The organism is Tardiphaga robiniae (genome assembly GCF_013359755.1).
In the GTDB taxonomy this organism is placed as follows: Bacteria; Pseudomonadota; Alphaproteobacteria; order Rhizobiales; family Xanthobacteraceae; genus Tardiphaga; species Tardiphaga robiniae.
On record NZ_JABMCJ010000069.1, the window covers coordinates 23,101 to 46,644 of the forward strand.

Here is a 23,544-nt window from a genome sequence, read left to right on the forward strand (position 1 = left end):
CGGCGACCTCTCCCCGCGCAGAGCGGGGAGAGGTAAAATCACCGCCTCACAGCCAAGGCGCGGCCTTGTCCATGGCGATGAGCTCCTCGACCTCGATCCGCGGGCGGACCACCGCATACTGATCGTCCTTCACCAGCACTTCCGGGACCAGCGCGCGGGTGTTGTAGGTTCCCGCCTGCACGGCGCCATAGGCACCGGCGGTCATGATCGCGAGCAAATCGCCGGACTTCAGCTCCGGCAGCTTGCGGTCCAGCGCCAGATAATCACCGGTTTCACAGACCGGGCCGACCACATCAACGGCCGCGAGCTTCGCACCGGGTGCGGGCGCCGCCACCGGCAGGATCTCATGATAGGCCTCATACAGAGTCGGCCGGATCAGATCGTTCATGGCCGCATCGATGATGACGAAGGTCTTGCCGTCGCCATGCTTCACATGGATGACGCGCGCAACGAGGATGCCGGCATTGCCGACAATCATCCGGCCAGGCTCGAACATCAGCGTGCAGCCGAGATTATGCGTCACGCGCTTGACCATGGCCGCATAGGCCAGCGGCTCCGGCGGCGCGGCGCGGTCTTCGTAATAGGGAATGCCGAGACCGCCGCCGAAATCGACATGCGAAATCGTGTGGCCGTCGTTGCGCAGCACGGTGACGAAATCGGCCAGGATGCGAAATGCCTGCTCCATCGGGGCGAGATCGGTGATCTGGCTGCCGATATGCATGTCGACGCCGGTCACCTCAATGCCCGGCAGCTTCGCGGCACGGGCATAGACCTCGCGTGCCTTGCTGATGGGAATGCCGAACTTGTTTTCGGACTTGCCGGTGGAGATCTTGGCATGCGTGCCGGAATCGACATCGGGATTCACGCGGATCGAGATCCGCGCTGTACGGCCGGTCTCGCTGGCGATCTCCGACAGCAATGCGAGCTCGGGCTCCGACTCGATATTGAGGCAGAGAATGTCCTCGTCGAGCGCCAACCGCAGCTCGTCCGCGGTCTTGCCTACGCCGGAAAACACGATCTTCTTCGGCGGGATGCCGGCGGCCAGCGCGCGCTTCAACTCACCACCGGAGACCACGTCGGCGCCAGCGCCAAGCTTCGCCAGCGTGCGCAGCACCGACTGGTTGGAATTCGCCTTCATGGCGTAGCAGACCAGCGCCTTGGTATCGGCAAAGGCCTCGGTAAAGACGCGGTAGTGCCGCTCCAGCGTTGCGGTCGAATAGCAATAGAACGGCGTGCCGACGGCGTCCGCCATTTCGGCAATATCAACGCCTTCGGCGTGCAGCACGCCGTTGCGATAGTCGAAATGGCGCATGGCGAGTTAGTCCAGGATCGGATCGAGCAGGAACGGTTTCTTGCGACCACGGGTCGCCGCCGGCGGGCCCTCATCGACACCGTTCGAGGGCGCGAACACGTCCCTGCCCTTATTGGCAGCCGACTGTGCATCGGGATCGGCCGCCGGAGCGCCGGTGCCCATCGGCTGCGCGGACGCCTGTGGCGGCAGATCGAGGCCGCCTTTACGGCCGCAGCCAGCCAGCGCCAAAGCAGAAACGGTCAGAACGAGAATGGCCCATCGCGCGGACGCAGGGCGGGTCGGACGAGTCACAGCTAAATCCCCAAATGCGGGCGCACCATACAAAGATTGCCGCGCTCTGGCGAGACCCCGAAATCCATTGAATTTTCGCACGCCAAGCCCGATCAGCCCAATTTCCGCTCTTTTTCCAGTCGCTTGAGCCAGGCCTTCGCCTGCGACGTCACATTCTTCGGCGCCGTGCCGCCATAGCTGACCCGGCTCTTCACCGACGATTCCACCGACAGCACCTTCATCACTTCTGCCGTGATCTTCGGTTCCACCGCCTGCATCTCCTTCAGGTCGAGCTCGTGCAACGCCACGCCCTTCTTGGTGGCGATGCCGACGATCCGGCCGGTGACGTGATGCGCCTCGCGGAACGGCATTTTCAGCGTCCGTACCAGCCAGTCCGCCAGATCGGTGGCGGTGGCATAGCCCTCGCCGGCAGCAAGCTTCATGCGCTCCTCATTGGGCACGAGATCGCGGACCATGCCGGCAATCGCGCGGATCGCCAGCGATAGCGCCGAATAGGCTTCCATCGCGCCCGCTTTGTCCTCCTGCATGTCCTTCTGATAGGCCAGCGGCAGGCCCTTCATGACAATCAACAATCCGGTGAGCGATCCGATCACGCGACCGGTCTTCGCGCGGACCAGTTCGGCGGCATCCGGATTACGCTTCTGCGGCATGATCGAGGAGCCGGTGGTGAACTTGTCCGAAAGCCTGACGAGACCAACCAGCGGCGAGGTCCAGATCACGATCTCCTCGGCGAAGCGCGACAGATGCACGGCCGCGATCGAAGCCGCCGACAGCGTCTCGAGTACGAAATCGCGGTCCGACACCGCATCGAGCGAATTCGCCATCGGGCGATCGAAGCCCAGCGCCTTGGCTGTGGCATGGCGATCGATCGGGAATGAGGTGCCGGCCAGCGCGGCGGCGCCGAGTGGGCTTTCATTGAGGCGCTTGCGCGCATCGGCGAAACGGCCGCGATCGCGCGACACCATTTCCACATAAGCCAGCAGATGATGACCGAAGGTCACCGGCTGCGCAGTCTGCAAATGGGTGAAGCCGGGCATCACCGTGTCGGCATGCTCCAGCGCACGATCGACCAGTGCCCGCTGCAACGACACAAAGGCCGCATCGATCTCGTCGATGGTATCGCGCACGAACAGCCGGAAGTCGGTCGCAACCTGGTCGTTGCGCGAACGCGCCGTGTGCAGACGGCCGGAGGCCGGGCCGATCAGCTCGCCGAGCCGGCTCTCCACATTCATGTGAATGTCTTCGAGCGCCCGCTTGAATGTGAACGCCCCCTTGGTGATCTCTGACAGGATCGTGTCTAGACCGCCTGCGATATTTTTCGCATCTTTCGCGGTGATAATCCCTTGCTTGGCAAGCATCGCAGCATGGGCCTTGGACGCGGTAATGTCCTGGGCATAGAGGTGGCGATCGACGTCGATGGAGACATTGATTTCCTCCATGATGGCGTCGGGGCTTTCATCGAACAGCCCGCCCCACATCTTGTTGCTCACATTGGAGCCCTTACCGTCATTGCTGGACTTGCCGTTGCCCTTGCGCGAAGCCATGAATTGTCACTCATCTTTAACCGCAGCCGACGGATCGTCCGTCGCCAACCGTTGCATAGCCCTAACTGAGACCGAATGACAAACCCTATGCCCGACCAGCCTGCCCCCCGTCCGGCCAAACGCCGCCTGATCGTGCTTGGCGCGGTGCTCGTGGGCGCCGTGATCGGCTTTGCCGCGGTATCCAATATGGATCGGCTGCGGCAGCAGGCTGCGCCGGGCGATCCGACCTGCGCGCCGGCCATCGCACTGTCGAAGAAGATCGAGCCGCTGGCACGCGGCGAAGTCGCCGGCCTGACCATGGCCAGGACGCCGCTGAAACTGCCAGACCTCGCTTTCAGGGATGCCGATGGCCAGGAGAAGAAGCTGTCCGACTGGCGCGGCCGGACGGTGCTGGTGAACCTGTGGGCCACCTGGTGCGTGCCCTGCCGCAAGGAAATGCCGGCCCTGAATAACCTCGAGACCAAGCTCGGCGGCCCGGATTTCCAGGTCGTGGCAATCAATATCGACACCCGCGACGCCGAGAAGCCGAAGGCTTTCCTGAAAGACGGCGGCCTCAACCGGCTGGATTATTTCACCGACACCTCAGCCAAGGTGTTCCAGGACCTCAAGGGCATCGGCCGTGCACTGGGTATGCCGACCTCGGTGCTGATCGACGGCAAGGGCTGCGAGATCGCGACCATCGCCGGCCCCGCCGAATGGGACAGCGAAGATGCCATCAAGCTGCTGAAAGCGGCGGTGAAGCCCGCCGCGGCCAGTTTCTGAAGACCACGGCACAGACAACTGCGACATACGGCCGCCTGCGCGGATCGCAAAATTCTCCAGAATGCTGTCGGATGAACGCAACTGCGTTCGTCTTGAAAACAACCGGGCCACGCGCGCCCGGCGCCGACGCATGACAGCAGGGAGAAACGACCAATGGCCTATATCGACGGATTCCTCGTTCCGGTGCCGAAGAAGAAGCTGAAAGCCTATGCCGCCATCGCGCGCAAGGCCGGCAAAATCTGGCGCGAATACGGCGCACTCGACTATCAGGAATGTGTCGCCGATGACGTCAGCGTCGGCAAATGGACATCGTTCCCGCGCAGCGTGAAACTGAAACCCGACGAGACCGTTGTGTTTTCCTATATCATCTACAAGACGCGCAAAGATCGCGACCGCATCAACGCCAAAGTGATGAAGGATCCGCGCCTCGCCGAGATGATGGATCCGAAGGCGATGCCGTTCGATGCCAAGCGCATGATCTATGGTGGCTTCAAGACGCTGGTTTCAGTCTGACGCAACAACGGAGGACGCCATGACGCCGCACGGCCATTTCAACTGGAATGAATTCGTGACGCGCGATCCCGAGCGCGCGAAAGCCTTCTATCAGGAGACCATCGGCTGGACCTATCAGGCCAAGAAGCTGGCGGGCGGCGGCATCTACTGGATCGCCATGATGGATAATGTGCCGGTCGGCGGCATCTTCCACGCGGAAGGCCCGGGCTACGAGAATGTACCCGATGGCTGGATGCCGTATCTCGCGGTCGACGATGTCGATGCGCGTGTGAAGAAAGCCGTCGCGGCCGGCGCGACGCTGATGCGGCCGGTATTCGACATTCCCGATGTCGGCCGGCTCGCAATCCTGCTGCAGCCCGGCGGTGCCGGGATCGGCTGGATCACACCGGTCGCGTAAGAGAAGCCGGGAGGCAGCAGGCTGCTGCCTCCCTTCGCGCTTCAGGCCGGCACTTCGCCGCCGCTGCGCGACAGCAATACGAGCAGCGCGCCCGCCAGTGTCGCCGCTGCGAGATAACCAACGGCACCGAACGGACCGAAACCGTCGACCAGAATGCCGCCAACGACTGCGCCAACCGTGATCGCGACCTGGAAAGCCGACACGAGCAGGCCGCCCGCAGATTCAGCTTCGTCCGATGCGACCCGCACCATCCATGTCTGGAAGCCAACCGGCAGCACGCCGAACGCAAAACCCCAGAGGCCAACTGCGATGCCCGCGACAAGGCCCGAAGCGCCAAAGACAAACAGCACCAGCGCGAGCACGGCGATCGCCGCAGATCCCGTGACGATCGCAAGTTTCGCACTACGGGCGACAAGCACCCCGCCCGCGAAATTGCCGAAGAAACCGCCAACGCCATAAGCCAGCAGGACGAGCGAGATCGCAGTGACCGGAAGCTGCGGCACTTGTTCGAGGAAATGCCGGACGTAAGTGAATCCCGCGAAGTGGCCCGAGATACTGACGGCGATTGCGATCATCACAAGCCGGACACTGGGCCGACGCATCAGCACGAACAGCGTGCGCACATCCGGTGATGTGAGCGGCGGCAAGCGCGGCAGCGTCAGCATCTGAAAGACGAGCACGACAGCGCCGACAGCGGCCGCCAGCAAAAACACGTTCCGCCAACCCCAGAGATCGCCAAGATATGCACCGATCGGCGCGGCGCTGACGGTGGCGATCGAAACACCGCTGAAAATCAGCGAGATCGCGCGCGGCAGCGCCTCCGCCGGAACAAGCCGCATCGCTGTGGCAGTTGCCATTGCCCAAAAACCGCTGAGGCTGATGCCGAGCAGCACGCGGGCAAGCAACAGGATCGGCAGGTTGCTTGCGGTAGCTGACAGCAGATTGGACACGATCAGCAGCACTGTGAGCGACCACAGGACGACGCGACGATCCATGGCGCGTGTCACAATGGCCGTCGCAAGTCCGGCGATGATCCCGACAAGGGAGGTCGCCGTCACCACCTGCCCGGCAGCGCCAACCGAGACCCCGAGATCCGTGGCGATCGGCGTGAGCAGACTGGCGGGCAGGAATTCAGCCGTGACCTGGCTGAACGCGCCAAGCATCAAGGAGACAACAGCCGCCCAGGCCGCGTTCGTCCGCTCATTGGTTATTGGAGAAACATCGGCATCAAGTGCAGCAGTGGCGGAATCAGTCATGGCAGTCTCCAGCAGGGACCCCGGAGATGGAGGTGACCTCCTGGAGTTTCCATGCTAGAAAACCCTCAATGCTTGATCATTCGTCCACAACTGTCGCCACTCACCCCCTGACTGAAATGCTCCGGGGCTTGAAGATTGAGGGCGTCGATTACGTCCGCTGCCGCATGACCGAGCCATGGGGGCTGGTATTCCCGGCACGGCCGAAGGCGCAATTCCACTTCGTCGCCGAACGCGGCTGCTGGCTGCGAACTCTTGATAACGCGTGGGTCCGCCTTGAACCAGGTGATGCGGTCCTGCTGCCGCGCGGCGCGGAACATGCGCTGGCGAGTTCACCCGATGCCTTCCCGGCACCGGTCGAGAATTGCCAGTTCGAGCCGGTTTGCTGCGGCATCCTCGACACCTGCAGCGGCGGCAACAGGAATGGCGAAGAGACCGTGCTGTTCGGTGCCGGCATGACCTTCAACCTCGACAGCCAGCATCCGTTACTTCTGATGATGCCTGAGCTGATGCAGATGCACGAACTTGCCACCGACGAGCCCGCCATCCCGCATCTGCTTGAGGCCATGACGTCCGAACTAGCGCTGGATCGCGTCGGTGCCGGCGGCATGCTGACGCGGCTGGCCGATGTCGTCGCCGCGGCACTGATCCGCAACTGGGTAGAGAAGGGCTGCGGCTCTGACGGTTGGGTCGCAGCCGCGCGCGACCCCGGTATCGGGCGAGTTCTCGCCGCGATCCACCGCGATCCGACCAGGGACTGGACCGTCGAGGCGCTGGCGAACGTCATGCATGCATCACGTTCGGCGTTCGCATTGCGCTTCGCCAATGTCGTCGGCCAGACACCGGCCCGTTACGTCGCGCAATTGCGGATGCAGGAAGCAAAGCAGTGGCTCGTACGCGACCGCCTGAAGATCGCGGTCGTCGCACGTCGGCTTGGCTATGAATCGGAAGCAGCGTTCAGCCGCGCCTTCAAGCGCATCATCGGCGCGCCACCGAGCCATTTTCGCGCGACACTGACTGCTGCCTCCAGCGGCGAACAGCCAGGTTCGACAGCGCCCTAAGCGGCGATATCGAGATTGCCGCCGACGCCTGCGCCGAGATTGGCCTGCGATGCCTGCTGCGCGCCGCCTAGCAGTGTCAACACGGTGTTCTTTTCCATGTCGGCATTCGACTTCATGATCGAGGTGGCGATCTGCGACTGCGTTCCCGCCGCCTTCATGGCAAGCGCGCTGGCGACCAAGGCCATATCCATAGAGATACTCCGTAACGTCGTACCGCCGGTATAGCGATGCGGGGTTAACGAATGTTGACCTCGTGCAACAATCAGCCAGCATTCGCCCGAAATGCTGCGCCCAGCGTGCGCAGCGCGCCGCGCGCCCTCGCATCAGTGAGGCTGGAATGCAGCATCGTCTCGGCATCCTGCAATTTCGGCAGACCGAGGCGCGGGCCAAGATCGATGCTGCCGGCGGGAGCAACACGGCGGACCAGCGCACCAACGGCGAGACCGGCGGAGATCGCCGCGCCGATAGTGGCAACACCGCCGCCAACGAAGGCTTCGGTCCACGGAATACCAGCCCCATCGAGCGCCGCAATCGCCGCCGAACGGACCGTACATGGCGCGGACTGCGCCGCGAGTCGCAGCGGCTCACCGGGCGCGTGCCGAAAATCCAGCGTGCCCATCCAGCCAAATGGTTCTTCCATCAAGACCTCGCCGTCACCACGTCGCCTGTCGATCCGCAACACGATCGCCGCATCGAGATCGCCAGCATCATAGGCCGACAGCAGGACCCGCGATGACTCGATCCGCAATTCGATCACCAGCGACGGATCGGTCGCGCTCATGCGTTTCAATACGTCGGCAAGATCGGCGCCGACGAGATGATGGCTGATCCCCACCACGAGACGCCGCCGCTCCGCAGCGAATGAGCCAATGGCCGACTGATGCGCCGCGACGAGATTTCGCGCGGAGGCCAGAAAAGCCGCCCCCTCCGCCGACAGGCGCACCAACCGCGGCGTTCGCTCCAGCAGGCGCTTGCCCAGCCCGCTTTCCAGCCGCTTGATCTTCAGGCTGATCGCCGACTGCGTGCTTCCCATCGCCTCGGCGGCGCGGGTGAAGCTGGTGAGATCGGCCACCAGCACGAAGGCCTGCACGGCCTCGATATCGAGCGCTTTCATCGACCAATCATTTCAATATGACATCATTGAAATATTATTTCATACGATTTTCCAATGATCAATATGGGATTAGGTTTGCTGCATCGGATTTGAACGACAGGAGACCACCATGCCGCTGGTTCGCATTTCACTGAAGAAGGGCAAGCCCGCCGCCTATCGGGAGACAATCGCCGAAGGCGTCTATCAGGCGCTGCGCGAGACCTTCAACGTCCCGGAGGGCGACCGGTTCGTCACCATCTCGGAGCACGAGGATGGCACTTTCATCTATGATCCGAATTATCTCGGCATTCGCCGGACCGATGATCTGGTCATCATCCAGTTGACGGTGAGTAACACTCGTCCGCGTGAGCAGAAGCAGGCGCTCTACAAACGGATCGTCGAGAAGTTGACTGACAGACCGGGCCTGCGGCCCGAAGACGTCTTCATCAACCTCGTCGAAGTGCTGCCCGAGAACTGGTCGTTCGGCAACGGCGTGGCGCAGTACGTGACATGATTACGCAGCGCGAGACATTGATGGCGCATCTGTGCGGAGTCGGCATGGGCATGGCGATGATCGTCGGGATGCTGCCGGCGGTGACGAAGCTGATGCGGATGTTGATTTAACTTGGTCGCGAGGCCAACCACACACACCGTCGTCATCCGCGGGCTTGACCCGCGGATCCATCCTTCTTCCTTGCATGCGTAAAGGTGGATTGCCGGGTCAAGCCAGTCAATGACAGCGTTCTATCTTAAAAAAGACGAGCGCTTCGTCTTAGCGCGTCGGGATCGGCTTCTCGCCGCGATAGTCGTAGAAACCGCGCTGGGTCTTGCGACCGAGCCAGCCGGCTTCGACATATTTCACCAGCAGCGGGCACGGCCGATACTTGGAGTCGGCAAGGCCTTCATGCAGCACCTGCATGATCGACAGACACGTATCGAGGCCGATGAAATCGGCGAGTTCGAGCGGCCCCATCGGGTGATGCGCACCGAGCTTCATCGCCGCATCGATGGCTTCGACATTGCCGACGCCTTCATACAGCGTGTAGATCGCCTCGTTGATCATCGGCAAAAGAATACGATTGACGATGAAGGCCGGGAAATCTTCCGAGACGGCGATCTGCTTGCCGAGCCTCGTGACGAAGTCCTTGGACGCGTCGAAGGTCGCGTCATCGGTGGCAATGCCGCGGATCAGTTCGACCAGCTCCATCAACGGCACCGGATTCATGAAGTGAATGCCGATGAACTTCTCGGGACGGTCGGTCGACGCGGCGAGGCGCGTGATCGAGATCGACGATGTGTTGGAGGCGATGATTGCCTCCGGCTTCAACACGGCGCAGAGATCGTGGAAGATCTTGCGCTTGATCTCTTCCTTCTCGACGGCGGATTCGATCACGAGATCGCAATCGGCAAGGCCGTCCATCGTGTCCGACGAGGTGATGCGATCCAGCGCGGCCTTGCGTGCATCCTCGGTGATGACCTTCTTCGACACCTGACGCGACAGGTTGCCGTTGATCGTCGCCATGGCAGACTTCAGGCGGTCGGCAGAGACATCGTTCAGCACAACTTCGAGGCCGCCCAATGCAGCCACATGCGCAATGCCATTGCCCATCTGGCCCGAGCCGATCACGCCGACTTTCTTGATCATAACCGCCATCTTGCTTGTCATCTCTGGGAACACGCCGCCCGCGCATGCCGCGTTCGGAAAGCTATCTTTACATAAAATATCGGCCGGAGTCAGTCACTCCGGCCGATGTCGTTAATTGAGGCGCAAAGCCCTAATTCAGCAAGGCCTTATTTGCCAAATCCTTGCCTGCCGGGCCTCTACTTGCCGAGTGCTTCGGTCAGCTCCGGCACGGCCTGGTAGAGGTCGGCGACCAGGCCATAATCGGCGACCTGGAAGATCGGCGCGTCTTCGTCCTTGTTGATCGCGACGATCACCTTGGAGTCCTTCATACCGGCGAGATGCTGGATCGCGCCGGAAATGCCGATGGCGATATACAGCTCCGGAGCCACGACCTTGCCGGTCTGGCCGACCTGCCAGTCGTTCGGGGCATAACCGGCATCCACCGCGGCGCGCGAGGCGCCGACACCGGCGCCGAGCTTGTCGGCGAGCGGCTCGATGTATTTGGCAAAGTTCTCGCGGCTCTGCATGGCACGGCCACCGGACACGATGATCTTCGCCGAGGTCAGTTCCGGACGATCGCTCTTGGCCATGTCCTCGCCGACGAAGGTCGACAAACCCGGATTCTCGGCCGTCTTGGCGTCTTCCACCGCCGCGCTGCCGCCTTCACCGGCTGCACCGAAGGTCGAGGTACGCACCGTAATGACCTTCTTGGCATCCTTGGACTTCACGGTCTGGATCGCGTTACCGGCATAGATCGGACGCTCATAGGTGTCGGGTGCGATGACCTTGGTGATTTCCGACACCTGCATCACGTCGAGCAGAGCGGCGACGCGCGGCATCACATTCTTCGAGCGCGTGGTCGCAGCGGCGATCAGCACGTCATAGGCGGGCGCCAGCGACACGATCAGCGCGGCCAGCGGCTCGGCGAGATCGTGGGCATAGGAGGCGTCGTCGGCGAGCAGCACCTTGGTGACGCCCTGCAGCTTGGCGGCAGCTTCCGCGGCCGGCTTCGCATTCTGGCCGGCAACGAGGATGTGCACCTCGCCGCCGATTTGGGTGGCAGCGGTGAGCGCCTTGTTGGTGGAGTCCTTCAGGGTGGCGTTGTCGTGATCGGCAAGCAGCAATGTCGGCATTAGAGCACCCCGGCTTCAGTCTTGAGTTTCGATACCAGTTCGGCGACGTCCTTGACCTTGACGCCGGCCTTGCGGCCGCCCGGTTCGCTGGTCTTGATGATCTCGAGACGCGGAGAGATATCGACGCCGTAACCATCGGCGGTCTTCTCGTCGATCGGCTTCTTCTTCGCCTTCATGATGTTCGGCAGCGATGCGTAGCGCGGCTCGTTCAGACGAAGATCGGTGGTAACGATCGCCGGTCCCTTGAGCTTGACGGTCTGCAGACCGCCATCGACTTCACGGGTCACGGTGACCTCGTCGCCTTCGACAGCCAGCTTGTTGGCGAAGGTCGCCTGCGGCCAGCCGAGCAGCGCGGCCAGCATCTGGCCGGTCTGGTTGGCGTCGTCGTCGATCGCCTGCTTGCCGAGGATCACCAGGCCGGGCTTTTCCTCATCGGCGACAGCCTTGAGGATCTTCGCCACGGCGAGCGGCTCGACGGTGCCTTCAACCTTGACGAGGATGCCACGGTCCGCGCCCATCGCGAGGCCGGTGCGGAGGGTTTCGGACGCCTGTGCGGGACCGATCGAGACCACGACCACCTCGGTTGCCTTGCCGGCCTCTTTCAGGCGCAGGGCTTCCTCGACAGCGATTTCGTCGAACGGATTCATCGACATCTTGACGTTGGACAGTTCGACGCCCGATCCGTCGCTCTTGACGCGAACCTTGACGTTGTAATCGACCACCCGTTTGACCGCGACCAGAACCTTCATCGATCCTCTTTCGTGTGAGTTTTATTGTTTCAGAGCTTGCTCGGAAGCTTGGGCGCGGAACCTAAAGCCCCTGCCACACGGGGTCAACGCGCCAGACCCTAAAATCGAATGTCTCTAGGCCAGCCGATTTAGCCGAAATTACCGGTTCTGGCCGGGCACCCAGAGCACATCGCCGGCACCATTGTCGTTCTGCGAGCGGCTGGCGACGAACAGGAAGTCCGACAGCCGGTTCATATACTGGATACCAGCATCCGAGACCGGCTCATCGGGCTGAGCGGCGAGTTCCACTATGATCCGTTCCGCACGGCGGCAGATCGTCCGGGCGACGTGAAGGTGAGCGGCGGCAGGAGTTCCGCCAGGCAAAACAAACGAGGTCAGATCGGCCAGCGGCGCGTTGAGCATGTCAATATCGTTCTCCAACCGCTCGACCTGACTCGCCAGCAGGCGCAGCCGCTCGGCCTTGCCCTCGCGCTGCGGAACCGCGAGATCAGCCCCGAGATCGAACAGATCGTTCTGGATCAGCCCGAGCATCGCATCTAGGGACCGCGCATGGGCGAGATGCAGCCGCACCACGCCGATCGCCGCATTGGTCTCATCCACGGTTCCATAGGCGCTGACGCGGAGATCATATTTCGGCCGACGCTCGCCGGTGCCGAGAGCTGTCGTGCCGTCATCGCCAGTGCGGGTGTAGATGCGGTTGAGAACGACCATTGAATTGATCCAGCGCCGGTTAAGGAATTTGCGTCAGCGGCCCATCGCCCAGACGGTGGCCATGGTGAGGATAATGGCGACGAATTGCAGAACCACGCGCCACCGCATCAGCTTCTGCGAGCGATCAGGCGAGCCGCCGCGCATCATGTTGAACAGGCCGAGCAGCAGGACCAGCGCAACGGCGCCGACCGCGATGGGGAGGATAATGTTGCTGAGCGTTGACGTCATATCAGCTACATAACACTGCGTCACAGGCTGCGCTATCGTCAGTCGTCAAAATGACACAGCGATTACGCGCGCGCCGCAATGCAACGATCTGGCTTTTTCGCGTTAGATATCAGAAGCTAACATGAGGGCCGGTGATTTGCCGGGCCGATCCCGAACCAGGTGGCACGTGGGGCAGATACGCACCGTCTACGATGTCGTGATGGACGCCTTCTATACGTTTCTTGCCGATGACGGCTGGGCGATCGCCAGCCATATCGCTCTCTCCACCCTGATGGCGCTGTTTCCGTTCCTGATCGTGCTGGCCTCACTGGCCGGCTTTTTCGGCTCCAAGAATCTCGCCGATCAGGCCGTCGGCCTGCTGCTGGAGGTCTGGCCCGATCAGGTGGCCGGCGCACTGTCCTCGCAGATCCACGACGTGCTGACCACCACCCGCGGCGACGCGCTCACCATCGGTCTCGTGCTCGCAGTGTATTTCGCCTCCAACGGCGTCGAGAGCCTGCGAGTCGCACTAAACCGCGCATATTCGGTGATCGAGCTGCGGCGCTGGTACTGGTTGCGGCTGGAGTCGATCGGCTACACGCTGGTCGCTGCCGTCACTGCGCTGGCCATGGCGTTCCTGATCGTGCTCGGCCCGCTGATGCTGGAAATCGTGAGGCGCTATGTCCCGCTGATGGTCGAGAACAACGAGCGGCTGCTGACGGTGGCGCGTTACGGCATCACCATCGTCGCCATGGTGATCGCATTATTCATCCTGCATGTGTGGCTGCCGGCAGGCCGCCGGACCTTCAGTCAGATCCTGCCAGGCATCATCTTCACGATGCTGGCGTCGCTGGCCTCGGGTATCGGCTTCGGTCTTTATCTGGCGCGCTTCGCCAACAATTACGTGACGATGTATGCCGGCCTGGCATCGGTGATCATCGCGCTGGTGTTTCTGTATTTCATTGCGGCGATCTTCGTGTTTGGCGGCGAACTGAATGCCGCCATCATCAAGTCGCGGCTGCCCCACGGCGTCTCGCTTCAAGCAGCGCAGTCGCTAGCGCCCGCGGAGACACCGGTTTGATCAGAAACGCGTCGGCGCCCGCCTGACGCGATGCGGCTTCGTCTTCACTGCGACCGGACACGCCAATGATCGCGACGCGGCCAGGCGGCGCCTTCAGCGCACGGATTTGTCGGATCGCCTCGACGCCATCGATACCCGGCAGCACCATGTCCATGAGCACCGCGTCGAACGTGCCCTGCGCGACGCGCTCCGCAGCTGCTTCGCCACGACCGATGAACTCGGCCTGATGACCGAGTTCGGTGAGAATGGCATTGAGCACGACGCGACCAAACGGATTGTCCTCGACGCTCAGCACCCGCAGCGCGTCTCCCGGAGCAAAAGAAGCATCATCGGCGCTCGACATGATGGCGATCGGACCACTCGTCTTGTCGAGGCCGACCGTCAGCGTGAATACTGTCCCACCACCGCGGCTCTGCGCCACAGTGATATCGCCACCCATGGCGCGGGCGAGTTGTTTGACCGACGACAGGCCGAGGCCGGCGCCGCCAAAACGCGACGCGATCGACACATTGGCCTGCGAGAACGGTTTGAACAGCCGCTTGATCTCGGCGAGCGTGAGCCCGATGCCGCTGTCGGAAACGGTAAAAGATACGCCGACCTTGCCCGCCATGCGCACAGGCAAAACTTTCAGCGCGACATTGCCCTGCTCGGTAAATTTCACCGCATTGTCGATCAGGTTTTCCAGCGCCGCACGCAGCCGCACGGGATCGCCGATCACGAACACGGGCAGTCTGTCGGAGATCACGACCCGCGACAGCAGTCCCTTGGCAGCCGCGCGGCCCGCGAGCGAGTCACCGATGTTGCGGGCAAGCGCGCGCAGATCGAAGAAATCCTGCCGCAGTTCGAATCGGGATTTGTTGCTGCGCGCCGCATCGACGAACAATGTCGCGAGACCCGCCAGATGTTCGGCGCCAGCCTTGATCGTCTCGACCCAGCGCCGCTCACGCTCGTCGAGATCGGAGGTGGCCAGCAGATCGCTGACCGCAAGAATGCCGGTCAGCGGCGTGCGCACCTCATGGGCAAACACCGCCAGCGCGGTTTCCACCATCGTATCGGCACGCACGGACCTGCGCTTGGCGCGCGGCTTCGATGCAAGCTTCTTTACCGCACGCTTCTTGGCCACGCGCCTTTTCAGCGTTTGCTTGGTGCGCGTCCGCATCTTGCGCGGAGAGCGCGATGTCAGCGCCATATGTTGCCCACCTGTCCCGGCGGCACCATGCCACGGCGGGGCGCGCGGAGTCACGCAGCAGGCCTGGTCCGGCTTGCGAATTTCTTGCGGCTAACTTGCGGCAGACGGGTCAGGTAGCCCGACCATGCGGCGGATATCCGCTGGTGTAGTGCTCCCGGCCCGCAACTCACGCAGGCTGGTGGAGCCGGTCGATTTGGACAGTTTGGCGCCAGCTGTATCGCGCACGAGCAAATGATGCCGATAGACCGGTTGCGGCAGGCCGAGCAGTTGCTGCAACAGCCGGTGCACGCTGGTCGACCAGAACAGATCCTGGCCGCGCACCACATGGGTCACTCCCTGCAGCGCATCGTCGATAACCACCGAGAGATGATAGCTGGTCGGCGTTTCCTTGCGAGCCAGGATCACATCGCCCCAGGCTTCCGGCTGCGCAGCAACGATACCCGTCTCGCCGCCCGGACCCGCCCCCCGCTCGGTCCATGTGAGCGGACCGCTGGCCGCAATGGCTCTGGCCATATCGAGCCGCAACGCCATCGGCGCATCCGCCTGTCTGAGTTCGGCGACGGCCTGTGGCGACAACGATCTGGCAATGCCTGGATAGAGAGGCGCACCATCGGGATCGCGCGGCCATGAGCCTTTCGCTTCTTCGGCCGCGATCATGCGCGCTATCTCGGTGCGGCTCTCGAAGCTCGGATAGAGCAGTCCCATGGCGGCGAGCCGCTCGGTCGCGGCGCGGTAGTCGGCGAAATGCTGCGACTGTCGCCGTACCGGCATCTCCCAGGCGATGCCGAGCCAGGCGAGATCCTCGTAGATCGCCGCCTCGAATTCCGGCCGGCAGCGCGTGGCATCGATATCCTCGATCCGCAGCAACAACCGGCCACCGACCTCGCGCGCCAGATCGAAATTCAGCAGCGCCGAATAGGCATGGCCGAGATGCAGATAACCGTTGGGGCTGGGCGCGAAGCGAAAAACAGGGGCCATCACAGGTTTGCCTAGATCAGGTCGCGCGCGAAAGCACGCGTCAGCCAGTCCATGAACACACGCACCCGCGGCGAGAGCTGGCGATTGCGCGGATAGAGCAGCGACACGAGCGACGGCGTCGGCGGATGTTGCGGCAGCACCTCGACGAGCGTGCCATCGGCGAGTTCACCCTTGATCCGATAACGCGGCACCTGCACCAGACCGAAGCCGAGTTTCGCCATCGCCGCGTAGTTATCAGCGCTGTTCACGGTGATCGCCACCGGCAATGTGACATGACGCAACGCGCCGCTGTCCTGAAATTCCAGCGGCAGTACAGCGCCTGTTGCCGAAGAGTGATAGCCGACCATGCGATGGCCTTCGAGCGCATCGATGGACAAAGGCACGCGCATGCGCGCGAGATAGGACGGCGCGGCGCAGGTGACTTCGTCCATCATGGTCAGCCGCCGCGCCACCATATCGCTGTCGCGGAGCTCGCCGACACGTACCACGCAGTCGATGCCTTCACGGATCAGGTCGACCAACCGATCGCCCTCGCTGAGATAGAGCTGGATATCAGGATATTCGGCGAGAAAGTCCGGCAGATGCGGCAGCACGAAATTGCGCGCCAGCGTGCCATTCATATCCACCCGCAACGGCCCTTTCGGCTTGGCGCCGCAGAACGCGCTTTCGGCGTCTTCGAGATCGGCGATCAGCGTCAGGCAGCGCCGGTGATAGGCCTCGCCGTCCAGCGTCGGCCGCACCAGCCGCGTGGTGCGCTCAAGTAACCGCACGCCGAGCCGCGCCTCGATCTGCTTGACGGCATCGGTCACGGTCGAACGCGGCAGGCCGAGATCCGCCGCCGCCGCCGTAAAGCTGCGCCGCTCCACCACCCGGGTGAACACCCGCATCGTCTCGAAACGGTCCATCTATTTGTTCGTTAAATCCGAATTGTGATGCCAGATAATGCATCATTATCCGAAAAATGGAATGGCCTAGATTTCTCCTATCAGAGCGGCGCCGCTGCTCACCACACCGAGGAGAACGAAAATGGCAAACGGAACCAATAAGGTAGCTATTATCACCGGCGCCTCACGCGGCATCGGCGCAGCCATCGCCGAGCGACTGGGCCGCGACGGCTTCACGGTCATCGTCAATTACTCCGGCAATGCCGCGCCGGCCGAGGCGGTCGCGCAAAAGATCGAAGCCGCGGGCGGCCGCGCGCTGACCGCCAAGGCCGATGTCAGCGATCCCGCCGCTGTGCGTGGGATGTTCGATGCAGCGGAAGCAGCCTTCGGCGGCGTCGATGTACTGGTCAACAATGCCGGTATCATGAAGCTGGCGAAATTCGCCGATGCCGACGATGCGTCGTTCGACCAGCAGATCGCGGTCAATCTGAAAGGTACGTTCAACACCATGCGCGAAGCCGCCAGGCGGCTGCGCGACGGCGGACGGATCGTGAATTTCTCCACGGGTGTCGTTGGCACCAAGCTCGAGAGCTACGGCATCTATGCCGCCACCAAGGCTGCGGTCGAAACCATGACGGGTATCATGGCCAAGGAGATGCGTGGCCGCTCGATTACCGTGAACGCCATCGCACCCGGCCCAACCGCAACCGACCTGTTCCTCAATGGCAAGTCACCGGAGCTGATCGAGCGTTTCGCCAAGGCGACGCCAATGGAGCGCCTCGGCACACCCGAGGACATCGCCAATGTCGTTGCCTTCCTGGTCGGTCCGGAAGGCGGCTGGATCAACGCCCAGGTGCTACGCGCCAATGGCGGGCTGGTCTGAACCAAACGCCAACACCCTCAAAAACCATTCAAAGGAATACGTGCCATGAAACACGTCATTGTCATCACCGGCGCATCGAGCGGCTTTGGCGCGCTCACCGCCCGCGCCCTCGCCGAGGCCGGTCACACCGTTTATGCCAGCATGCGTGAGACCACCGGCCGCAATGCGTCGGCCGTCGCCGACGTCGCAAAGTATGCCGCTGAGCACAAAGTCGATCTCCGCAGCGTCGAACTCGACGTCGCCTCGCAGGAATCGGCCGATGCCGGCATCGACCGGATCATCGCCGACAACGGCCACCTCGATGTCGTCATCCACAATGCCGGGCACATGTCATTCGGGCCCGCAGAAGCCTTCACGCCGGAGCAATTCGCACAGCTCTACGACATCAACGTTCTGTCGACCCAGCGCGTCAATCGCGCAGCGCTGCCGCAACTGCGCAAGCAGGGCAAAGGTCTCCTCGTCTGGGTATCGTCATCCAGCGCACGCGGCGGCACACCACCCTATCTGTCGCCGTATTTCGCCGCGAAGGCGGCGATGGATTCGCTTGCAGTCTCCTATGCCGGCGAACTGACGCGCTGGGGCATCGAAACCTCGATCATCGTGCCCGGCGCCTTCACCAAGGGGACCAACCACTTCGCACATTCCGGCAAACCGGCCGACACCGCTCGCGCGGCTGAATACGACGACGGTCCCTATGCCGGGGTACCTGATATGGCGTTGAAGGGCTTGGCTTCGCTGGAGCCCACCGATGCGGATGCTGCCGATGTGGCAAAAGAGATCGTCCGCGTGGTCGATCTGCCGTTCGGCAAGCGCCCGTTCCGCAGTCACATCGATCCGTCGGAAGATGGCGCCGAGATCGTCAACGGTGTCGCGGACCGCGTTCGCGCCGAGATGTTCCGCCGCATCGGCATCGCCGATTTGCTAATACCGCGAGTGAATGCCTGAGACGGGATGTCATCAACGAAAATGGGGCGAGCGTGAACAACGCCCGCCCCATTTTACTGAGACACAGAGTTAGGACTCGGCGCGGCCGCTCTGGATCACCACCACGCGGCTGCCGATCTTCACGCGATTATAGAGATCGACGATGTCCTGATTCATCAGCCGGATGCAGCCGCTTGAGACGGCATGGCCGATGGTCTCGGGCTCGGTGGTGCCGTGAATGCGGAACATGGTGTCGCGGTCGCCCTGATAGAGATACATCGCGCGCGGCCCGAGCGGATTGTCGATACCGCCCTTCATGCCGCCCGCCATCTTGCGGTAGCGCGCCGGTTCGCGGTTCATCATGTTTTCCGTCGGGCTCCAGTGCGGCCACTCGGCCTTGCGCTTGATCACCGCAGCGCCGGCGAAAGCGAGGCCGGCCTTGCCGACGCCGATGCCGTAGCGCATCGCCTTGCCGTCACCTTCGACGAGATAGAGATGCCGTGCGGCCGTATCGACCACGATGGTGCCTGCGGGCTCCTTGGTGCGGTAGGCGACGCGCTGACGCAGCATCGCCGAATCGATTCCGGAGACGTCGATGGCCGGCAGCGTGTGCCCGCCGTCATTCAACTCGGCATAGCTGGCGGACGGACCGCCAAAGCCGGTGGACGACATCATCCCCCCGCTGCTTGCACATCCTGCCAACACAGCGGGCAACATCAAAAGCGCCAGAAGGCGCAGCCCGCGTGATCCACCAAAACCTGTCATTCCCAACCCTTGCTGCAACGCGCCCAATCCGGACGACCCGCACCTCATACAGGGCTGAGCGATCAAATCAGGCTCAACAGCGTGTCATTTCGCTCATGGAACAGCTCTGGACTGCACTTTGCACGCCGCTGTGGTGATCGCGCCACAGCCGCGCAGGCTCACGAATAACCTCAGGTTGATCGATCGCCTTTGAGGGTCGGCCGGCGCGCAGCGCGAGCCTTCCCACGGAACCGCAGCAGCGATGCCCGCCGAAGCGGGCCGGAACACTCCACATGGGTCTCGCCGGCCTTGTTGAGACCGGCGACATTGAGGACCACGCCATGACGACACGATCCAGCACGATGTCGTCCCGCAACTATCAATGCGCGGACAACCGCTACAAACGCCACGCGCATGACGAGATCGATATCATGTCCATTGGGAGGACCACGTGCTCGACGAAGTACACGCGCCTTATAATGCGAAGCACTTGCAGCTGGATTTCACGGCTTGCATCGTTGTGATCGGCATATTAGAGCACACAGCCGCGTGAGACTTCGCGTTACCCCAACGAGATTTTCAGATGACAAGCGTTCGCAGTCTTGCGCAAGGCAGCATTGCCGTTGGCCTGCTGGTCCTCGGTATGAAATACGCTGCCTATCATCTGACCGGCAGCGTCGCACTGCTGTCCGATGCGATTGAAAGCATCGTCAATGTCGTGACGGCGATCGTCGTCTTGCTCGCAACCACGCTGAGCGCGAAACCGGCAGACGACGATCATCCCTACGGGCATCATAAGGCTGAATATTTCTCGGCCGTGCTCGAAGGCGTGTTGATCGTGCTCGCCGCGATCCTGATCCTGCGCGAAGCCTATCAAAGCTATCTTGTACCGCGCCTTGTCGAAGCACCCTGGGTCGGGCTTCTGCTCAACGCAGCGGCGAGTGTCATCAATGCAGGTTGGGCATGGGTCCTGATCCGGCAAGGTCGCATTCACCGCTCGCCGGCTCTCGCAGCGGACGGCCGCCATTTATTGTCCGACGTGTATTCTTCAATCGGCGTCCTCGGCGGCGTCGGAGTAGCGGCACTGTCGGGCATCGCCATTCTCGATCCGATCCTTGCGGCGCTCGTCGCGCTCAACATCCTGTGGGCCGGTTGGGGCCTGATGAAGGAGTCGCTCAGCGGATTGATGGATGAGGCCATCCCGCCAGCCATGCTCGCGAGCATCAAGCAGACCATATCGGCCCATGCCGACGGCGCCATCGAGGCGCATGACCTGCGCACCCGCCGCGCCGGCAGCATGACCTTTATCGATTTCCATCTGGTGGTGGCAGGATCGACCACCGTGAGCGCCGCGCACGACATTTGCGACAAGCTCGAGACCGCGATCCGCCAGGAGATCGGCGAGGCTCTGATCACCATCCATGTCGAACCCGACGACAAGGCCAAGCATTCCGGCATCGTCGTTCTCTAGATTTCGGGTAACTTCGCTCCACGAACGGCTTTGACAGGTTCCGCCCCCGTGTTAATCGGGAGGCGAGGATCGTTCCCGTGACACATGTTCCGCGCAAACGCTGGTTTGGGGCCGTGGCATCTTTGGCCGCTGCCTATGCGCTTGTGCTCAATGTCGTGCTGTCGAGCCTGTTGCTCGCCGCGATCTCGCCGACCGCGCAGGCCGCAGGCTTCGAGCTCTGCCTCACCCATCCTGACCTTGCCGCATCCCCTGACGACGCCGGCAAGACGTCAGGCGCTCCGGCGGTGCATTGCCCGATTTGCGTCGGCACCCATGCGCCGGGCGCTCCGCCTGCCTCCGCGACTTTCCTCGTCTCGCGCATCGCCATCGCGATCGCTCCCGTTGCCGCCCTCGACGATCGCATCGTCGCGACCGCCGCAACCTCCGACCACCGGGCCCGCGCGCCGCCGCGCCTGAGCTGACGTTCCACGCCGTCAGACGCCGCGCATCAGCGCGCGCGTTGCTCAGTTCAATCCCGGTGGAGTTTTCCCCATGCTATCCGTTTCCATGCGGCTGCGCAGCGTCCTGCTCGCATCCGCGGCCGCGCTCATTCCAGGCGCGGTGTCGGCCCAATCGGCCCTTTCAACATCGCTTCCGGCGGTTACCGTCGATGCACCCGCGCAGCAGCGCGCTGCAGCCACGCGCAAGCCACGCAACGCGGCGCCAAACGCCCGTACGGTCCGCAGCACCCCTGCGGCACCGCCAGCATCTGTCGGCGCGCAGGCCCCGACCGTCCCAGGGGCCCTTACGGTGCTCACCGCGCAGCAGGCACTCCGCGAGATCCAGCAGACGCCCGGCGGCGTCGCGCTGGTAACGGCGGATGCGTGGCGAACATCGACGCCGTCGAACACCATCAAGGACATCCTCGATTATGTGCCGGGCGTGTTCGCGCAGCCGAAATGGGGCGACGACACCCGCCTGTCGATCCGCGGATCGAGTCTGTCGCGCAATTTCCATCTGCGCGGCGTGCAGCTCTATATGGACGGCATCCCGATCAACACCGCCGACGGCTATGGCGATTTCCAGGAGATCGACCCGACCGCCTATAAATATGTCGAGGTGTTCAAGGGCGGCAACGCATTGCGCTTCGGTGCCAATTCGCTCGGCGGCGCGATCAATTTCGTAACGCCCACCGGCCGCGATCCTTTTCCGAACGGCGCGTCGGTCGACATGGGCGCTTTCGGCTTCCGCCGCCTGCAAGCGAACACCGGCGGTGCCAATGGTCCGTGGGACGGTTTCATCACGGCCTCGACGCAGTCCGCCGATGGCTTCCGCGATCACAGCAATGGCGAGGCCACGCGGGTCAGCGGCAATGTCGGCTACCAGTTCTCACCGGATTTCGAGACCCGCTTCTATCTCAACGCCAACAGCGTACGTCAGCGCATTCCCGGCTCGGTGAGCAAGGCGTCAGCGCTGAATTCTCCGGAGACGGCAGCAGCAGGCAATCTCACCGGCGACCAGCAGCGCAACATCGACACCGTGCGCCTCGCCAACAAGACCACCATCCGGCTCGACAATACCACCATCGACTTCGGCGTCTTCGGCTTCGACCGGCACCTGATGCATCCGATCTTCCAGTATCTGGACTACAGCTATCAAGACTATGGTGGCTTCGCGAAAGTGACCGACGACCGCAATATCGGCGGCTATCGCAACGTGTTCGTCGCGGGCGTGAATGTCATCAACGGCCGGATCGACAACAACCAGTATGTCAATGTCGCGGGCCAGAAGGGCGCGCTGGCGTCGTCCTCGATCGACCGCTCGAAGAACACGTCGGTCTATGTCGAGAACTCGCTCTATGTGCTGCCCACCGTCGCATTGATTGGCGGCACGCAATTCCTCTATGCCACGCGCAACCGTCAGGACCGTTTCCTGAACGATGGCGACCAATCGGGCGCCACCGAATTCAACCTGTGGAGTCCGAAAGGCGGATTGCTCTGGAATATCGATCCGACCTGGCAGGCTTACGCGAATATCTCGCGCAGTGCCGAAGTGCCGAGCTTCGGCGAGAGTTCGAACGGCCCGGGCATCCCGACGATTCCCTTCACCAGCATCCGGCCACAGCGTGCGACCACCTATGAAATTGGCACCCGCGGACGGCGGCCAGACCTGACATGGGAATTGACGGGTTATCGCGCCAACATCACCGACGAATTGCAGTGCATTTACAGCGCCTTCGGCAACTGCAACGTCACCAATGCGGATCGCACCATCCATCAGGGCATCGAGGCAGGCCTCGGCATCGCTGTCTTCAAGGGCATGTTCGACGCGGGTCCGCAGCCGGACAAGCTCTGGCTCAACATGGCCTATACGTTCAACGACTTCCGGTTCGACAATGACGCGACTTTCGGCAACAACCTGCTGCCGGGCGCGCCGCGGCACTATCTGCGCGCGGAATTGCTCTACAAGCATGCCAACGGCTTCTATCTCGGCCCCAATCTCGAATGGGTGCCGGAAGCTTACTATGTCGACAGCGCCAATACGCTGAAGACCGAACCCTATGCGCTGCTCGGCCTGAAAGCCGGCGTCGACAATGGCGGCACATATTCGGGCTATATCGAAGCACGCAACGTGCTCGATACCCGTTACATCGCCTCCGCCAGCATTCTCAATCAGGCCACGGCGACATCGCCGCTGTTCGAACCCGGCACTGGCCGCGCCATCTATGCCGGCGTCAAGGCGAGGTGGTGAAGATGACGAA

At 62.5% G+C, this 23,544-nt stretch carries 26 protein-coding genes; 11 read left to right on the forward strand and 15 right to left on the reverse strand.

The window, feature by feature from the left end:
* Positions 1-46: 46 nt before the first annotated feature.
* The 3 genes from lysA to argH all read right to left on the reverse strand — a co-directional run bounded on the left by lysA (position 47) and on the right by argH (position 3,093).
* A complete protein-coding gene (gene lysA / locus HP556_RS03870) occupies positions 47-1,312 on the reverse strand; it encodes a diaminopimelate decarboxylase (protein ID WP_175365988.1) in 1,266 nt (421 codons plus the stop codon).
* A 6-nt stretch (positions 1,313-1,318) separates the two neighbouring features.
* Positions 1,319-1,603: an LPS translocon maturation chaperone LptM gene (gene lptM, locus HP556_RS03875; RefSeq protein ID WP_175365989.1), complete on the reverse strand. Its 285-nt coding sequence runs from the start codon at positions 1,601-1,603 to the stop codon at positions 1,319-1,321.
* 92 nt (positions 1,604-1,695) lie between these two features.
* Positions 1,696-3,093 carry an argininosuccinate lyase gene (argH, locus tag HP556_RS03880; protein WP_175366041.1) on the reverse strand — a complete coding sequence of 466 codons (1,398 nt, stop codon included), beginning with the start codon at positions 3,091-3,093 and terminating at the stop codon, positions 1,696-1,698.
* Positions 3,094-3,234: 141 nt separating this feature from the next.
* Between argH and tlpA the strand changes: the two genes are divergently transcribed.
* The 3 genes from tlpA (at position 3,235) to HP556_RS03895 (ending at position 4,819) form a co-directional block, all read left to right on the forward strand.
* The gene (gene tlpA / locus HP556_RS03885) at positions 3,235-3,909 is read left to right on the forward strand and encodes a thiol:disulfide interchange protein TlpA (protein ID WP_246297386.1); all 675 of its coding nucleotides are present in this window, start codon (positions 3,235-3,237) and stop codon (positions 3,907-3,909) included.
* A gap of 153 nt (positions 3,910-4,062) precedes the next feature.
* On the forward strand, positions 4,063-4,422 hold the full coding sequence (locus HP556_RS03890) for a DUF1428 domain-containing protein (protein ID WP_175365990.1): 360 nt from the start codon (positions 4,063-4,065) through the stop codon (positions 4,420-4,422).
* 19 nt (positions 4,423-4,441) lie between these two features.
* Positions 4,442-4,819 carry a VOC family protein gene (locus tag HP556_RS03895; RefSeq protein ID WP_089267617.1) on the forward strand — a complete coding sequence of 126 codons (378 nt, stop codon included), beginning with the start codon at positions 4,442-4,444 and terminating at the stop codon, positions 4,817-4,819.
* A gap of 41 nt (positions 4,820-4,860) precedes the next feature.
* Here HP556_RS03895 and HP556_RS03900 read toward each other — a convergent pair whose 3' ends face one another.
* Entirely contained in the window at positions 4,861-6,075 is a 1,215-nt protein-coding gene (locus tag HP556_RS03900; protein WP_175365991.1) for an MFS transporter, read from the reverse strand.
* A gap of 68 nt (positions 6,076-6,143) precedes the next feature.
* Here HP556_RS03900 and HP556_RS03905 point away from each other — a divergent pair, with 68 nt between their 5' ends.
* A complete protein-coding gene (locus tag HP556_RS03905) occupies positions 6,144-7,133 on the forward strand; it encodes an AraC family transcriptional regulator (RefSeq protein WP_175365992.1) in 990 nt (329 codons plus the stop codon).
* Here the strand turns inward: HP556_RS03905 and HP556_RS03910 are convergent.
* Complete coding sequence (locus tag HP556_RS03910) at positions 7,130-7,324, reverse strand: putative motility protein (RefSeq protein ID WP_175365993.1); 195 nt, start codon at positions 7,322-7,324, stop codon at positions 7,130-7,132. The two genes, HP556_RS03905 and HP556_RS03910, sit on opposite strands and share 4 nt — an antisense overlap.
* A 71-nt stretch (positions 7,325-7,395) precedes the next feature.
* Positions 7,396-8,247: a LysR family transcriptional regulator gene (locus tag HP556_RS03915; RefSeq protein ID WP_089267621.1), complete on the reverse strand. Its 852-nt coding sequence runs from the start codon at positions 8,245-8,247 to the stop codon at positions 7,396-7,398.
* 109 nt (positions 8,248-8,356) lie between these two features.
* Between HP556_RS03915 and HP556_RS03920 the strand changes: the two genes are divergently transcribed.
* A complete protein-coding gene (locus HP556_RS03920; protein ID WP_093757403.1) occupies positions 8,357-8,740 on the forward strand; it encodes a tautomerase family protein in 384 nt (127 codons plus the stop codon).
* A 258-nt stretch (positions 8,741-8,998) separates the two neighbouring features.
* Here the strand turns inward: HP556_RS03920 and HP556_RS03925 are convergent, their stop codons facing one another.
* The 5 genes from HP556_RS03925 to HP556_RS03945 all read right to left on the reverse strand — a co-directional run bounded on the left by HP556_RS03925 (position 8,999) and on the right by HP556_RS03945 (position 12,671).
* Positions 8,999-9,880 (reverse strand): 3-hydroxybutyryl-CoA dehydrogenase, encoded by an 882-nt coding sequence (locus HP556_RS03925; RefSeq protein ID WP_089267834.1) that lies wholly within the window; start codon positions 9,878-9,880, stop codon positions 8,999-9,001.
* Positions 9,881-10,047: 167 nt separating this feature from the next.
* Positions 10,048-10,983, reverse strand: coding sequence for an electron transfer flavoprotein subunit alpha/FixB family protein (locus tag HP556_RS03930; RefSeq protein ID WP_089267623.1), 936 nt, complete (start codon positions 10,981-10,983; stop codon positions 10,048-10,050).
* A complete protein-coding gene (locus tag HP556_RS03935) occupies positions 10,983-11,732 on the reverse strand; it encodes an electron transfer flavoprotein subunit beta/FixA family protein (protein ID WP_175365994.1) in 750 nt (249 codons plus the stop codon). Before HP556_RS03935 ends, HP556_RS03930 begins: the two co-directional genes overlap by 1 nt.
* 138 nt (positions 11,733-11,870) lie before the next feature.
* Positions 11,871-12,443 (reverse strand): cob(I)yrinic acid a,c-diamide adenosyltransferase, encoded by a 573-nt coding sequence (locus HP556_RS03940; protein ID WP_089267625.1) that lies wholly within the window; start codon positions 12,441-12,443, stop codon positions 11,871-11,873.
* Between the two features lie 33 nt (positions 12,444-12,476).
* Positions 12,477-12,671, reverse strand: a complete 195-nt coding sequence (locus HP556_RS03945) for a twin transmembrane helix small protein (RefSeq protein WP_068730376.1) — start codon at positions 12,669-12,671, stop codon at positions 12,477-12,479.
* A gap of 199 nt (positions 12,672-12,870) precedes the next feature.
* Here HP556_RS03945 and HP556_RS03950 point away from each other — a divergent pair, with 199 nt between their 5' ends.
* Positions 12,871-13,731, forward strand: coding sequence for a YihY/virulence factor BrkB family protein (locus HP556_RS03950; protein WP_210269064.1), 861 nt, complete (start codon positions 12,871-12,873; stop codon positions 13,729-13,731).
* Here HP556_RS03950 and HP556_RS03955 read toward each other — a convergent pair.
* The 3 genes from HP556_RS03955 to HP556_RS03965 all read right to left on the reverse strand — a co-directional run bounded on the left by HP556_RS03955 (position 13,658) and on the right by HP556_RS03965 (position 16,803).
* Complete coding sequence (locus HP556_RS03955) at positions 13,658-14,920, reverse strand: ATP-binding protein (RefSeq protein WP_175365995.1); 1,263 nt, start codon at positions 14,918-14,920, stop codon at positions 13,658-13,660. The two genes, HP556_RS03950 and HP556_RS03955, sit on opposite strands and share 74 nt — an antisense overlap.
* 90 nt (positions 14,921-15,010) lie before the next feature.
* On the reverse strand, positions 15,011-15,898 hold the full coding sequence (gluQRS, locus tag HP556_RS03960) for a tRNA glutamyl-Q(34) synthetase GluQRS (protein ID WP_210269059.1): 888 nt from the start codon (positions 15,896-15,898) through the stop codon (positions 15,011-15,013).
* An 11-nt stretch (positions 15,899-15,909) separates the two neighbouring features.
* The gene (locus HP556_RS03965; protein ID WP_175365997.1) at positions 15,910-16,803 is read right to left on the reverse strand and encodes a LysR family transcriptional regulator; all 894 of its coding nucleotides are present in this window, start codon (positions 16,801-16,803) and stop codon (positions 15,910-15,912) included.
* A 121-nt stretch (positions 16,804-16,924) separates the two neighbouring features.
* Between HP556_RS03965 and HP556_RS03970 the strand changes: the two genes are divergently transcribed.
* Both HP556_RS03970 and HP556_RS03975 read left to right on the forward strand, forming a co-directional pair.
* The gene (locus tag HP556_RS03970; RefSeq protein ID WP_175365998.1) at positions 16,925-17,665 is read left to right on the forward strand and encodes an SDR family oxidoreductase; all 741 of its coding nucleotides are present in this window, start codon (positions 16,925-16,927) and stop codon (positions 17,663-17,665) included.
* Positions 17,666-17,710: 45 nt separating this feature from the next.
* Complete coding sequence (locus HP556_RS03975) at positions 17,711-18,610, forward strand: SDR family oxidoreductase (protein WP_175365999.1); 900 nt, start codon at positions 17,711-17,713, stop codon at positions 18,608-18,610.
* A 69-nt stretch (positions 18,611-18,679) separates the two neighbouring features.
* Here HP556_RS03975 and HP556_RS03980 read toward each other — a convergent pair whose 3' ends face one another.
* Positions 18,680-19,264, reverse strand: coding sequence for a L,D-transpeptidase (locus HP556_RS03980; RefSeq protein ID WP_246297388.1), 585 nt, complete (start codon positions 19,262-19,264; stop codon positions 18,680-18,682).
* A 652-nt stretch (positions 19,265-19,916) separates the two neighbouring features.
* Between HP556_RS03980 and HP556_RS03985 the strand changes: the two genes are divergently transcribed.
* The 3 genes from HP556_RS03985 (at position 19,917) to HP556_RS03995 (ending at position 23,534) form a co-directional block, all read left to right on the forward strand.
* The gene (locus HP556_RS03985; RefSeq protein WP_175366000.1) at positions 19,917-20,804 is read left to right on the forward strand and encodes a cation diffusion facilitator family transporter; all 888 of its coding nucleotides are present in this window, start codon (positions 19,917-19,919) and stop codon (positions 20,802-20,804) included.
* A gap of 77 nt (positions 20,805-20,881) precedes the next feature.
* Positions 20,882-21,265 carry a DUF2946 family protein gene (locus HP556_RS03990; protein WP_175366001.1) on the forward strand — a complete coding sequence of 128 codons (384 nt, stop codon included), beginning with the start codon at positions 20,882-20,884 and terminating at the stop codon, positions 21,263-21,265.
* Positions 21,266-21,335: 70 nt separating this feature from the next.
* The gene (locus tag HP556_RS03995) at positions 21,336-23,534 is read left to right on the forward strand and encodes a TonB-dependent receptor family protein (protein ID WP_175366002.1); all 2,199 of its coding nucleotides are present in this window, start codon (positions 21,336-21,338) and stop codon (positions 23,532-23,534) included.
* Positions 23,535-23,544: the final 10 nt, after the last annotated feature.